12 protein-coding genes and 3 tRNA genes are annotated in these 14221 nt (G+C 37.2%); 9 read left to right on the top strand and 6 right to left on the bottom strand.

Going from position 1 to position 14221, the window contains the following annotated elements; genetic code table 11:
* Positions 1–198: 198 nt before the first annotated feature.
* The gene (locus GQR44_RS10310) at positions 199–525 is read right to left on the bottom strand and encodes a hypothetical protein (protein WP_166371740.1); all 327 of its coding nucleotides are present in this window, start codon (positions 523–525) and stop codon (positions 199–201) included.
* 230 nt (positions 526–755) lie between these two features.
* On the opposite strand from GQR44_RS10310, the gene GQR44_RS10305 reads away from it, so the two are divergent.
* A complete protein-coding gene (locus tag GQR44_RS10305; protein WP_166371739.1) occupies positions 756–1703 on the top strand; it encodes a DUF6363 domain-containing protein in 948 nt (315 codons plus the stop codon).
* Positions 1704–1730: 27 nt separating this feature from the next.
* On the opposite strand, the gene GQR44_RS10300 is transcribed toward GQR44_RS10305, so the two are convergent.
* Positions 1731–1985 carry a TIGR03643 family protein gene (locus GQR44_RS10300; protein ID WP_166371738.1) on the bottom strand — a complete coding sequence of 85 codons (255 nt, stop codon included), beginning with the start codon at positions 1983–1985 and terminating at the stop codon, positions 1731–1733.
* A 302-nt stretch (positions 1986–2287) separates the two neighbouring features.
* Between GQR44_RS10300 and GQR44_RS10295 the strand changes: the two genes are divergently transcribed.
* Entirely contained in the window at positions 2288–4150 is a 1863-nt protein-coding gene (locus GQR44_RS10295; protein ID WP_166371737.1) for a PhoX family phosphatase, read from the top strand.
* A gap of 324 nt (positions 4151–4474) precedes the next feature.
* Here GQR44_RS10295 and GQR44_RS10290 read toward each other — a convergent pair whose 3' ends face one another.
* The 3 genes from GQR44_RS10290 to trmB all read right to left on the bottom strand — a co-directional run bounded on the left by GQR44_RS10290 (position 4475) and on the right by trmB (position 8352).
* Positions 4475–4912 (bottom strand): universal stress protein, encoded by a 438-nt coding sequence (locus GQR44_RS10290; RefSeq protein WP_166371736.1) that lies wholly within the window; start codon positions 4910–4912, stop codon positions 4475–4477.
* A gap of 199 nt (positions 4913–5111) precedes the next feature.
* Positions 5112–7010, bottom strand: coding sequence for a GGDEF domain-containing protein (locus GQR44_RS10285; RefSeq protein ID WP_166371735.1), 1899 nt, complete (start codon positions 7008–7010; stop codon positions 5112–5114).
* 595 nt (positions 7011–7605) lie between these two features.
* Positions 7606–8352: a tRNA (guanosine(46)-N7)-methyltransferase TrmB gene (gene trmB / locus GQR44_RS10280; RefSeq protein WP_166371734.1), complete on the bottom strand. Its 747-nt coding sequence runs from the start codon at positions 8350–8352 to the stop codon at positions 7606–7608.
* 287 nt (positions 8353–8639) lie between these two features.
* Between trmB and mutY the strand changes: the two genes are divergently transcribed.
* The 7 genes from mutY to GQR44_RS10245 all read left to right on the top strand — a co-directional run bounded on the left by mutY (position 8640) and on the right by GQR44_RS10245 (position 13520).
* Positions 8640–9704: an A/G-specific adenine glycosylase gene (gene mutY, locus GQR44_RS10275; RefSeq protein ID WP_166371733.1), complete on the top strand. Its 1065-nt coding sequence runs from the start codon at positions 8640–8642 to the stop codon at positions 9702–9704.
* Between the two features lie 3 nt (positions 9705–9707).
* Positions 9708–9980, top strand: coding sequence for an oxidative damage protection protein (locus tag GQR44_RS10270; RefSeq protein ID WP_028870440.1), 273 nt, complete (start codon positions 9708–9710; stop codon positions 9978–9980).
* 288 nt (positions 9981–10268) lie between these two features.
* Positions 10269–10344: transfer RNA gene (locus tag GQR44_RS10265), tRNA-Phe, on the top strand.
* Positions 10345–10499: 155 nt separating this feature from the next.
* Positions 10500–10575: transfer RNA gene (locus GQR44_RS10260), tRNA-Thr, on the top strand.
* Between the two features lie 56 nt (positions 10576–10631).
* Positions 10632–10707: transfer RNA gene (locus GQR44_RS10255), tRNA-Phe, on the top strand.
* Positions 10708–10980: 273 nt separating this feature from the next.
* Positions 10981–12534 (top strand): phospholipase D family protein, encoded by a 1554-nt coding sequence (locus tag GQR44_RS10250; protein ID WP_346774340.1) that lies wholly within the window; start codon positions 10981–10983, stop codon positions 12532–12534.
* Between the two features lie 119 nt (positions 12535–12653).
* Positions 12654–13520 (top strand): S-adenosylmethionine decarboxylase, encoded by an 867-nt coding sequence (locus GQR44_RS10245; protein WP_166371731.1) that lies wholly within the window; start codon positions 12654–12656, stop codon positions 13518–13520.
* On the opposite strand, the gene GQR44_RS10240 is transcribed toward GQR44_RS10245, so the two are convergent.
* The gene (locus tag GQR44_RS10240) at positions 13517–14206 is read right to left on the bottom strand and encodes an SIMPL domain-containing protein (RefSeq protein WP_166371730.1); all 690 of its coding nucleotides are present in this window, start codon (positions 14204–14206) and stop codon (positions 13517–13519) included. The two genes, GQR44_RS10245 and GQR44_RS10240, sit on opposite strands and share 4 nt — an antisense overlap.
* Positions 14207–14221 lie beyond the last annotated feature (15 nt).

The following is a 14221-nucleotide window of genomic DNA, read 5'->3' as shown; positions in this document are numbered from 1 at the left end:
TGTTACAAACTTCCTTTGGCAGCGCCATATTCTTGAAAATTTAGATTAAACATAGCGATTGAACATAGCAATTGGACATAGCAATTGGACATAGCAATTAAACATTGCCTTTAGACAGCACCCTTAAGCAATATTATTAAATAATGTCCTTAAACAATGCCGTTAAAGAATGCCATCAAGCAATTCTATTAATGAGTGTTATTGCACAATATTGTAAATGTAAGCAGCGGTGATCAGAATCACCATACCAATGCCTTTCAGTAAGCCCTTTTTATTAGCTTGATCATCGACCTTCATATATTTACCAGAACCAAAATGAGCAAATACACACAGTAAAATAGCCAAAATCAAGGCAATTTGCTCCCCTTCTTTTGCACCATCAAAAGCAGAAAAAATGTCACCAATCATAAGGCTGATCGCCGATGGAATAACAAATAATGGCGTACGTGTCAGTAGAGAATAGGCAATAAAAAAGACAAGTATTGTTAGCGGCAGGCGGTAAGGGGTTAACTTAGACGGTTTCATAATGTTCTTCTATTAGGTTAAGTAATTATTAAACGCGTAGATTACCTAAGCGAATATTTTTAGCAATCTATTCGATCCATAAAGTCGTCAAACTCACTTAAGTAGTGACCTGCCACAAAAAATCAGCAGATTTAGTAACATAGTCTTTGGCTATTGCACTAATGACAATAAACGATTTAACCTAACTCTTATAAAAGGATAAATTATTAGGACATAACCTTGGAGAAATAATGAACCAACTCACTAATAATACTTTGTCTAAAAACCACTCACCGATGAAAGTTGGTAATTGCTCTGCACCCTTGCCAATTGAAGGTACTGCGCTAGTGGTTGAAGGAGGAGGACAACGAGGTATTTTTACAGCAGGAGTATTAGACAGTTGGTTAGCACATGACTTTAATCCCTTTGCATTACTAATTGGAACATCAGCAGGTGCACAAAATTTATCAGCTTATCTCACTCAGCAATCGGGTTACGCTAAACGTTCAATAATGCAGTTATCAAAGCACCCAGAATTCTTTAATATGAAGCGTTCATTTTTAGGCGGGCATACGGTTGATCTTGATTGGTATTTTAATAAGGCTCAAGAGCCTGAATACCAACTTAATTTAAACTGTGCACAAGCTCAACTGCAACATCGTCAGCTGCTTTTCTCTGCAACCAACACTAATGGCTTTCGCCCTGCGTTGCTTGAACCAACAGCAGACAGTTGGTTAACAATGCTTAAAGCATCCAGCGCGTTACCTTATTTATATAAAAAAGGGGTTGCGATTGATGGAAATTATTATGTCGATGGTGGTGTTGCACTACCAATACCCATTCAAGAGGCTTATCAACGCGGCGCTAAAAAAATAATAGTAATTAGAACCGTTCCAACCGATCAAAGTGCACATTCTCCATGGGCACATAAGATCAAATCTTGGGTATGTAAAACACAACGCTGCCCTCGTGTATTAGATTTAATTACAGGACATGAGAATGCCTACAGCGAAGCAGTAGACTTTATACATCAACCACCAGCAGATACTCAGATTATTGAAATAGCGCCCGCTAACAAGCTATCTAGCCGCTTGTTGGGAAGCAGCGATCAAGCATTAGCGGCAGATTATCAAATGGGATATGAAATTGGCACACGCTTTTTAGAAAGCCAGTCGGCACAATTATTCACACAGCATTAAAAGTAAAACGAATTAATGTTGTTTATATCAACGCTGCTTATATTGTGTAGGGCAATAGGCTCGACTTATCTCAGGTGACCTTAACTTAAGGTGCTTACTTTTGCGACCGCTGACACGGCGACGCCATAATTTAAAGCTACCCGCTTTCATTTTATTACGCATGAGTTTGATGACGCCTTGCTCATCAAGACCAAACTCTTGTTTAATCGCTTCAAACGGGGTTCTATCTTCCCAGGCCATTTCTATCACTCTAGACTCTTCACTTTCACTAAATACTGTCATTCAAATTTCTACCTTAATATTTAACCTGCGTCCTGCATAAGCAAAACGAACCCACACTGTTATTTAAAAAATGAATACGTTGAGCAAGCAATCTTGGTTTAACTGCTGGTATAAAAAATAACGTTATTACCCCACTTTTTTATTGGGCTTTAAATATTGCACTTTCAATATTGGACTTTTTAATATTAGGCTAAGGTTATTTAAGTCGGCTGTAAAATTTTTGAAGTGTAATAAAGCTGTCATACAGGTCCTTTAGGCTACTGCACATTGAATAAATACTCCCCCCAGAATAAGGAAGTCTAATGTCGCATTTTTTAGAAAAAGAAACTGATTTCAGTAAAATGGTTGATGCTCGTTTATCTCGCCGTAATTTTTTATTTGCTTCAGCAGCAGTCGGTGCAGGTGCATTTTTAGCACTCAACCCTGTCGCGAAAGCAGTGGCGGCAACGATGGATAGCACTCTATTAAACTTTACCGCTATTCCGACTTCAACAAGTGACAGTATTGTGGTGCCAAAAGGCTACAGTGTGAGCAACTTAATGTCATGGGGAGATCCTATTTTCAATAATGCACCGGCTTTTAATGCAAATGGTCAACAAGATTCAGCAGCCCAAGCGGTACAATTTGGTGATAATACCGATGGCATGAGTATTTTCCCGCTTTCCAAAGATCGCGCTATTCTTGCGGTGAACAATGAATACACTAATTATGAGTATCTGTTTGCACATCAAGGTAAAGCAATGACCGCTGAGGATGTTAAAAAAGCACAAGCTGCAGTGGGTATAACCATAGTAGAAATCACTAAACAGAATGGTCAATGGACGATGGATAAAGACGGCAAAGCAAATCGCCGTATTACAGCCAATACTGAAATGTTAGTGACAGGGCCAGCTGCAGGCCACGATTTATTAAAAACCAAAGCAGACCCAACGGGTAAAAAGGTATTAGGTACCTTCAACAACTGTGCGAACGGTGAAACACCTTGGGGAACTTATTTAACCTGTGAAGAGAATTTTAATGGGTTCTTTGGTGCAGAAGCTAATGTGCCATTAACAGCTGATGATAAACGTTATGGAATTAAAGCAGAGCAAAGTAAATATCAATGGCATAACTTTGATCCACGCTTTGACCTTGCTCAAAACCCAAATGAACCTAACCGCCATGGTTGGGTGGTTGAAATTGATCCAAACGATCCTACTTCAACGCCATTAAAACGTACTGCTTTGGGGCGCTTTAAACATGAGAATGCCGCATTAGTGGTTAATGATGATGGTCATGTTGTTGTTTACCTTGGTGACGACGAGCGTGGAGAGCATTTATATAAATTTGTCACTAAAAATAAATACCAAGAAGGCAACCACAGCGAAAATCGTAACTTACTTGAAGAAGGAACGCTTTATGTGGCTAAGTTTGCAATGCAAGCAGACAAGCTAGAGGGTGACGGTCAGTGGTTAGAGCTCACTTACGGCATGAATGGCTTAACCAAAGAAAATGGCTTTAATAGCCAAGCAGAAGTTATGATTTTTGCACGACGTGCAGCAACACAAGTCGGCGCAACTACCATGGACAGACCAGAATGGGTCGCTGTTCATCCTGATAAAAAACATGTTTTCTGTACCTTAACTAATAATAAAAATCGAGGCGTAAAAGAAGGGCAAGATGTTGAAGGCCCTAACCCTCGTGCCGAAAACCACTACGGTCAAATCGTACGCTGGGCACCAACAAATCATAACCACACTAGTGCAACCTTTAAATGGGATTTATACTTAATCGCTGGTAATCCAACCGTCCATAAAGATAACCTATACGCAGGCAGTCACAATATTAATAAAGATAATATGTTTAATAGCCCAGATGGTATCGGCTTTGATAAAGCAGGACGTTTATGGATCCAAACCGATGGCAATTACTCAAATGAAGGTGACTTTGCAGGCCAGGGTAATAACCAAATGTTATGTGGCGATCCTAAAACAGGTGAAGTACGTCGTTTCTTAACCGGTCCAGTTGGTTGTGAAATCACAGGCTTAACCTTCTCTGAAGATCAAAAAACCATGTTCGTCGGAGTACAGCATCCAAGTGGACACTTTCCTAATGGTAATACGAGTAAACCCCGCTCAACCATTGTCATGATCAGTAAAGAGGATGGTGGTGTGATCGGTAGTTAAAGATCGATACAAGGATAATGGCGTTGATTACGAACTAATGTTAACGCTATTAATTTGTCGGTATTGATTTTGAAAGGACAATAAAAAAACATGCTCGATACATTGGTATTGAGCATGTTTATTACTGATAAATAAATTGCTGCGGATAAATCATGGCAAATACATCGCAGTGACTTAATATAGAAAATACATTTCAGAAACTAAATATAGAAAATAACTCTCAGAAAACAAATCTCAGAAAATAAAAGCCACCAGCAGAGTTAACTGTGATGGCTTAATGATTACTAAGTAATTGATAAGTAATTTGCTATTAGTATTAAAGCTTTATCCATCCAATGAGATGACTAGTAGGTCAACCGTGGAAGAATTCATTAATCCACTAGCAGATGGGCTTAATCGACTCCAAAAATCATGGTGATGACCACATACGATCAAGTCTATACCCGCTTCTTTAACCGGTTTCTCTAAACTATGACTGATGTCCCCTTCAACGATAAACTTACGTTCAATAGGGTAACCAATATCAGCGGAAAAAGTCCCCAATTTATCACTCAGTTCTTTCGAACTTGGATTCTCAAACTCCAACCCTGCAAGCTCTATATCAATTAACCCACCGTATCCAGACTCATGAAACATTTGCCTGTTGGAATGGACTAAAGATAACTTAGCATTTAATGCTTTAGCCAGATTGACCGCTTTTTCAAGAACATTCTGGCTCCCCTCGTCGAAATCGATAGCAACTAAAATATGACGGTAGCTCATCTGTTTCCTCCTCAGTTATTTGCCTCTTTATAATATTAGTACTGAACGCATAACTGATTGTGTATTTACCTAACATAAATACAAAAATATCAGCCTTTCAAACACTCTATTGATCTAGATCATTATACTAATAAGCTCTTTCGGCACTTTAAAATTTCAGATAAATAATTAATGTAAATACAGTACTCCCTGCTTTGATTTACTTAACTTTAACGCAATTGCGTCCCGCAGATTTTGCACAATAGAGAGCTTTATCTGCTTTGATCAGTAATGGCGATAAATCTTCTTCATCACTATAATCAGCGACGCCCGCACTAACGGTTTGCTGTAAATTAGGTGAAATAGTTGACCAGTCATACTTAGCAATGTTCTCAACTAACCTATTAGCGATTTCTATCGCTTTAGTTTTATCGATATTAGGCAATAACACCACAAACTCTTCACCGCCGATACGACCGACTACATCTGAATCTCGCATCATACTTTTACTAATTAAGGCAATTTTTGTGAGTACTTTATCGCCCATATCATGTCCAAAAGTATCATTAACGTTTTTAAAATGATCGGCATCAAATGAGATAATTGAAAACGGTGTTGCAGATTCCTTAGCTTGGTTTAAAAATTGATTGCCTTGTACATAAATTTCACGTCTATTTACAAGCTTGGTAAGTTCATCGGTGCAGGCTAGGTATTTAAATTGTTGTTTACTTTTTAATTGCTTATAAGCGAAGATCAATGCAATCACTAAAATAATAAAAACCAAAATTAAAATGATGACTTGCATTTTTTCGTTACTCTGCAATATATCTAATTGCCTTTCTTTATCTTTAGATCGTTGAATAAGTACTTCATTTTCAGTTTTAATTTTGTTTGTATCAAACTGTGTTTGCATCTTCGCATTACGTTCAGTAAAAACCTTTTCATCTATTAATAAATGTCTGGTGATAAATTCATTTAATGCTTGATAAGCAAGTGACCAATGACCAGAAGCTTCATAAATATTGCTCTTTAGACGCAACGTATCAAGCGTTCCACGAATATGGTCACTCAATTCAAATGATTTTTCAGCAATAAGAATATTTTTTATTGCCTGCTCATAATTTGCTTGCTTGTAATGAAGTTGAGCCAGAAAGAAGTTAAGGTAACTGTATATATCATCATTGCCCGGCTTTACTATTTGCTGTGCTTGTAGCAGAAATTGATCAGCTTCTTTCAGCCTACCTAAACTGATTAAGTTAGCGGCAATACTAATAGTCGCGTCAACAGCATTCAATGGATCATCTTTTGCTAACCAAAAGTCATGAACTTTTTGAAAACGCAATATGGCTTCTTCGTAATGTTCGAGTTTTTCTAAAGAAAGCGCAATATCATTAGTTATCATATTCGCATCGTAAAAATTCTTATTCTTTAGATAAATCTGCTCTAATATTATTTGGTATTTAAGTGCCGTTTTAACATCCCCAAAACGGCGATAACTATTTGCTAACTCAGCTAAATTATTATTAGCCTGATAAGGTAAGTTAAGCGATTCATATATATTTTGCGCAACAATCAAATCTTCAAGTGCATCAGTAAAATTGCCTAGATAAGACAATATTGAACCTCTAATACTTCGACCGTCGGCAATTAAACGAGGATTTTCTATCTGGTAAGCATGTTTAATAGCGGTATCAATTTGGGCAACGACTCCTTCATTTTCACCCAGTATATGCAGATACCAAGTTTTGCAATATTGCAAATCAATTTGAACCGGTGATGTTGAAGAGTGCATGAATATTTGCAGGTATTTATCTGCATAACTGATAGCAGCTTGGATATCTTCTGTTGTTTCCTCAGGCAAATTCCAACAATTTAGGCGGATATAGCGTTTTTGCCGAGTAACATCATCTGCAGCCAAAATAGCTTTGTACTTGTCGAGTAACTCACGGTTATTTTCATCAGATATAAAATAGCCAGTTTCTAACAAGTTATAAATTTCATCGGCTTTGGGGTTGCTTAATGCATTTTCATTTGCACTTGCACTTGCATTAAAAACGAAGCTTACTGTAAAAATTATAATAAAGACGTGAAAAATAGGTGCTGTGAATGATTTTGCCAAGTGACACGCCCTTCTTCATCTGATTTTAATCTTAAAGTTACACTAATTTACATTATTAGCATCAAAAAAATATCGCTACACTTTAAATTTTTACAACTCTTTAACATCGCATTCATTAACACATTAGCTCTCTTATGTTTATAGAACACCTTAATTCATAGGCTTTCAGAGATATACCACTCCCTGCAGACAACAGATAAATTATTATCACTTTTTTATATATCTATATTTTATAGGCAACTCCCCCATTCTTTCAGGGTAAGTTATCACCTCTAATTTTTTAGTGAGAGATGACTAAAAATTAGAGGGACACTTTTTTCTTGGACAGCTAATTACTTTTAAAATCAAATCGTAGTTAAAAAGACTATATTCATTAAACGTAAAAATAACGTAAATCAAAAAGTGCTCTAAATTAGTTTTTATAGATAATGACAAAAACTTTCAATAATTTATGCATAAAAAAAGCGAATACTGTTTTCACAATATTCGCTTAATAAATAGTTGTTTGGAGTTTCCAGCTAGATTGTTAGTTTCCAATTAGATGGTGCGTATTTCCAACTAGAATGACCGTACTCAACCGCTAAAAATAACTTTCTTAGCTAACACGCTCAAACAATAAATCCCATACGCCATGACCTAAACGATGACCACGAGATTCAAATTTAGTTAGCGGACGCCAATCCGGACGAGGTGCGTAATCACCTTCTGAACTAATGTTTTTGAAGTTGGTCGCTGCTTGTAATACTTCTAACATATGTTCTGCGTAATTTTCCCAATCAGTTGCCATGTGAATAACACCACCAATCGCTAATTTAGGACGCATGTTTTCAATAAACTCAGATTGCACGATACGGCGTTTATGATGACGCGCTTTATGCCATGGATCTGGAAAATATAATTGAAACGTCGATAAGCTTTGGTCAGGGATCATAAACTCTAATACTTCAACGGCATCATGATTCATCACGCGTAAATTAGTTACGCCCGCTTCACCAGCATCCGCTAAACATGCACCAACGCCTGGCCCATGTACTTCAATACCTAGAAAGTTTTTCTCTGGTGCATTTAAGGCCATTTCAATTAATGACTTGCCCATACCAAAACCAATTTCTAATACCACTGGGTTATCGTTACCGAACAATTCAGTGAAGTTTAATTGCTTCTCTTGGTAATCAACACCCATTGTTGGCCACAAATCATCGATCGCAGTTTGCTGACGTTTGGTCATTCGGCCTTCGCGCTTTACAAAAGAACGAATTTTACGAATATATTTTTCTTTAGTGCTTTCAATGCTGTTTTCTTCTGTTCCATTATCTGTCGCAGACTGGTCGTGCTCTGTCATTTTTTTACCTTTAATTGGTCAGCTATAACTGTAATTGGGCTAATGATATCACTTCCATTAATTATGAGCTTAAATTTTAAACAAAGAACTTCAGCCAATACAAAGCAATATTTCCTGTAAGCAATTGTTCTGTTTATAAAATTTTTAATGCTGTCATGGTTTAGTAAAACCAATTAAATTACTCAGCTATTTTAGTGGAGTGAATATTTGCCGTGCATTATGCAATGTTATATTAATTGTGCAACTCTGCTAGACTGTTGCTCTTTTTTATTAGCGAAGAGTTTCTAGTGAGTGAGTTGCATTTTAGCCAAAGAATCAATGATTGGCACCAACAACATGGCCGTAAAACCTTACCATGGCAGTTAGACAAAAGTTTGTATAAGACATGGGTCAGTGAAGTGATGTTGCAACAGACTCAAGTGGCGACAGTGATCCCTTATTTCAATAAGTTTATGCGTTCATTTCCCTCTATTTCATATTTAGCGAATGCCCCTATTGATGAAGTATTACATCATTGGACAGGGTTAGGTTATTACGCACGAGCCCGTAATCTGCATAAAGCTGCACAGATTATTCGTGACCAATTTGATGGACAATTTCCTGAACAGTTTGACGATGTGATTGCATTACCAGGCATTGGCCGCTCAACAGCTGGTGCAGTATTATCGTTAACTTTGAATAAGCATTTCTCTATTTTAGATGGCAACGTAAAACGTGTTTTAACACGCCATCAGAAAATTGAAGGCTGGACGGGTGAAAAGAAAGTTGAAAATAGGTTGTGGGCACTCGCTGATTCGGTAACGCCAGCAAAAGATACCAATGTTTTTAATCAGGCCATGATGGATATGGGTGCGATGATTTGCACACGAAGCAAACCAAAATGTGATCAGTGCCCTGTCGCCGATGATTGTTTAGCACTAGCAGACGATTGCATGACCGCTTACCCCACACCTAAGGCTAAGAAAAAAATCCCGGTTAAAACCGCGGTGATGTTGGTACTTAAAAATAAAGAAGGACGAATACAGTTAATACAGAGGCCGCCAGTTGGAATATGGGGTGGTTTATGGTGTTTTCCTGAATTTACAGATAGTGAAGCTGCTTTAGCGCATTTAATTGATTTAGGTATCAACAATTATCAAACAACAGAACTAGCGACTTTTCGCCATACTTTTAGTCATTACCATTTTGATATTTCACCTATATTGGTGGACTTTACCCAACAAGAATTAAATCAAGTAATGGAACAAAATGACCAGCTTTGGTATAACCTACAACAACCACAAAAAATTGGATTAGCCGCTGCCACAAAAAAGATATTTGCTGCCGTTAATAAAATCACGCACAAGGAATAAATAATGTCTCGTACTGTATTTTGTACTTATTTAAAAAAAGAAGCGCCGGGTTTAGACTTTCAATTAATTCCAGGTGAAGTTGGTAAACGTATTTTTGATAATATCAGTAAAGAAGCTTGGGCGGGATGGCAACAAAAGCAAACCATGTTGATTAACGAAAAGAAACTAAAAATGCTCAATCCAGATGACCGAGCTATTATCCAAGAAGCAATGATTGGTTATTTGTTTGAAGATAAAGATGTAGAGATTGAAGGTTTCACACCAGAGAACAAATAAGTCTATGTTGTTTGTGACTACATTTAGAGCACATAATGCTCAAAGTACGAACAAACGCATTAAATTATGAATAAATGCGTAAAAATAGGTTGACGCTCGACGCTAAAATCTATTTAATACGCCTCGTTCCTGATTCATTAGCTCGGTCACATAGATTGAAGTTATAATCATTAACAAGATACTTAGTTAACTCAGTCGAATAGATTAGACAGAGTTGATAAGTAAAAACGAGATACTTCGTTAGCTCAGTCGAATAGATTAGACAGAGTTGAAAAGTTATAAAAAGATGCTTCGTTAGCTCAGTCGGTAGAGCAGAGGATTGAAAATCCTCGTGTCCTTGGTTCAATTCCGAGACGAAGCACCATTATTTAGTTTTACTGAAAAGATTTATTTCAATCAGTAAAGAGAGTGAAAAACTCTCACCAAGTGGTTCATCTTTTAATATCAGAGACGAAGCACCATTATTTAAGTTTATTGATTAGTCGATAAACAAGAGCGAAAGCTCAGAACGGTTTATGTGCCGACTTAGCTCAGTAGGTAGAGCAACTGACTTGTAATCAGTAGGTCACCAGTTCGACTCCGGTAGTCGGCACCATTTACAACCCATCGTAAGATGAAATTTATTAGCTTAGTTAATAAATAAAAAGTTTTGCTTCGTTAGCTCAGTCGGTAGAGCAGAGGATTGAAAATCCTCGTGTCCTTGGTTCAATTCCGAGACGAAGCACCATCATTTAAGCCCATAGTAATTTATTACTATGGGCTTTTTTGTATCTGACTGGAAAGTCCTTAGTTTAACTTTTTATTTAACCCCTCAAAACAACCCCCGATCACTCAGTCATTGCGATTACTTTATTTGAATCAGCCTTTTATCAGCGGTCTTCAGGAGCGCAGAAACAAAGCGGTCATCAACAATCTATAATTAAAACAATAGAAAGGATTAAGATTTGTTATTATTTGCTAATCAATCGCTATCAACATAATGACTAAGCAAGGACATCGAGTGCCATTATTTTCTTATTGTAATTCTTTTAAGCTATTCAGTTTAACGGTGAGTTTACTGTTGCTGGCTGCTTGTACGCCTCCAGAAGAGCGTTTTACGGCGAGTAATGAAGATTATTGCCAAGATATTACTTTTCAAACTAATACCTCCATAACAGAGCAGCTTGCACCCTACTCATCTTATATTAAAGATAACAAAACCGGTGTTTATGTATTGGAGCAAGGTACTGAAGCGATGTTTACAAGAGCGTGGTTAAGTGAGCATGCCGAGAAGACGATTGATGTGCAGTACTTTATTTTTTCCACTGATAATATTGGGTTATTAGCGATCGATTATTTAGTACGAGCTGCAGATAGAGGTGTCAAAGTACGTATATTAGTTGATGATATTATGTTGGATGCTAAAGGCGATGAATTATTAACTTTAAATGCGCACCCTAATATTAGTATTAAGATATATAACCCCTTGGCTAATGTTGGCAAAAATCTATTACAAAAGCTAACCAACCTTGCCACTGACTTCCATGCATTCAACCAACGTATGCATAATAAGACTTTTACCGTTGATAGCCTGATCTCGATCACTGGCGGCCGTAATGTAGCTGATGAATATTTTGGTTATGACCATGAGTATAATTTTAGAGATAGGGATGCTTTGTTAGTCGGTCAAGCAACACAACAAATTGAGCAATCATTTAATCAATTTTGGCAGCATAAATTAAGTGTACCGGTCACTGAGTTATTAACTCAAACCGATACTAATATAACGCCTAACTTTGAAAAATTACATCAATATGCCTGTAACCCTAAACACTTTTTACCCGAGGTTAGAGCACAAATAGAAGCGATGCCCGCTGCCTTTAATCTGGCGGTTGAGTCAGGCGATGTGTATTGGTTAAATAATGTTGAGTATGTATCAGATACTCCGGGTAAAAACGATGCAAAAACATTTCTGGGTGGCAGTGGGATCGCTACAGAACGCTTAATACAATTGATTAAACAAGCTAAAAGCTCTATTACCATACAATCCCCTTATTTGATCACTACAGAGCTCAGTGAAGAACTCTTTAAGTCCCTCGTCGCTAAGGGAGTAGAAATAAAGATATTGACCAATAGCCTGGCCTCTAATGATAACTTAGATGCTTTTAGCGGATATCAAAGAAGTCGCAAGGCATTACTTGCAACAGGAATACAGATTTTTGAATTTAAGCCCGATGCGAAGATCAGGCAAAAAGTCATGTCTCAAGAGATGGTTCGTCAATTAAAACAGCAACCTATTTTTGGTTTACATGCAAAATCAATGGTCATTGATGATCATTTAACGGTCATTGGTACATTTAACTTAGATCCACGTAGCGCAAACTTAAACACTGAAAGTATTGTTGTGATCCCTTCAAAGCCTGTTGCAAAAAAGGTAAAAAAGGTGATGTTAGTTGAAATGCAGCCAGAGAATGCATGGCAAACAACAGTAGATTGGAACCCTGATCAAGAGGTTGATTTAAGTAAACGCTTAAAAGTTAAAACGCGCACCATTGTGCCTAAAAGTATTTTGTAAAATGCAAAGAGATCACAGCAAGATTAAAAGTAAGCCCTTGTATTCAAAACAGTGCATAGCTGAAAAGACTTTCTGTTTTAAAAAGTTGTCTTTTCTGAACGTTGTTAGGGCGAACTTAAATGTTTTATGAAGGGACGGAAAAACGTTTAGTGATCAGCACTAAAGGCCTTAACTTGTTTGATTTTGCAGATAGCTTTTGGTCAGACTTAGTCGCGCACTCTGGTGCAGAAGTATTATCAAGCATCACTAATGCAAACGTAAAAGCTTACTTACTTTCGGAATCAAGTTTGTTTGTATGGCAAGATAAACTGATTTTAATTACCTGCGGCAATACGCAACTGGTTAAAGCCGCTTTATTTGTTCAGCAACAATTTACTAAGCAACATATCAACACCCTTCTCTTTCAACGTCATCAAGCCTTAAAACCACAATTACAGCGTTCTAACTTCCAACAGGACACATTGCTATTAGAAAAGCAGTTTAAGGGCCAAAACATGCATTGGCGAGACGGCTATCAAGGGGATTTATTTGTATTCGGCGAGGTATCTGAAAATAGTATAATAACGCAAAGTATTTATATGCTACATGGATTAAATAGCGCTTTTGCCAACACACTCCAAACAAAAATATTAGACAAAAAAGCCGTTTTAGCTTCATTAAAGCTCGATTTGCTATTTGATCATTCACTATCTGATGACTCGTTATTGGATAAGTCGCTATGCAACCCAGGGCTGAATAATTTAATAATTGATCATTATAGCTTTAGTCCAAAAGGTTATTCTCTGAATGCGATTTGTGGTGCAGACTATATTACTCTGCACTTAACTCCAGAAAAAATGAGTACCTACCTCAGCATTGAAAGCAGTTTTTCAAAACAACGATGTGCCCATTTTATCAGCCATTTACAACAACTATTTCTACCCAGTGAGCTGAAAAGTATGCACTTCAACTCACTGTCACAACAGCTATTGATCAGTGTCGATTAAGGATTTAATAAAAATACGGCTTCCACTCGCTCATTTATTTCTATCTGATTATTTTGATAACTTGGTGCAATTTGATCACTTTCCATTGCTCGCATCAAAATAGGTTGTGCATTGTTGTTATGGTAATTAACTGAATACACATTACCTAATGAAGCGTGATAGCTTTTAGCCAATCCTTCAGCTTTATTAATAGAATCTTGCACCGCCAAGTCACGCGCTTTTATTTGCCACTGTAATGGATCTTTAAGTGCATAGTTAATTTGGCCAATATTTGAAATATCATTCTTCACTAAAATCTGTAAAAACTTATTTATTTTTTCTAAATCGTCTAACTGATAACTTAAATTACGTGTTGCTTTAATGCCTACTTGAGTACGCTTTTTCTCGATATATTCGTACTCAGGGCGTAATTGCACATCAGCACGAGTTAGCAGTGCTTGATCAAAGCCATTTTTTTGTAATTGAGACAGCACTTGTTGTACTTGCAAATCCACTACCTGTTTAGCATTATCTGCATCATTTTCTAAGGCAATAGACTGAAATTGGATACGAACAGTATCTGGTTTCACGGCTATTTTTGCCGCGCCTGAAACTGATATATGCGGTTGTTCAGGTAATGTTGCAGCCTGCCCCGATGTTATCACCGTTAATAAGCAGCTCAGCAGTATTGCATTGATTATTTTCATGTTCCCTCTCAGATT

This window comes from Psychromonas sp. SA13A, assembly GCF_011378715.1.
GTDB lineage: Bacteria > Pseudomonadota > Gammaproteobacteria > Enterobacterales > Psychromonadaceae > Psychromonas.
The sequence above is the reverse complement of the archived record's forward strand: the minus strand, read 5'-3'. Positions and strand labels throughout refer to the sequence as shown.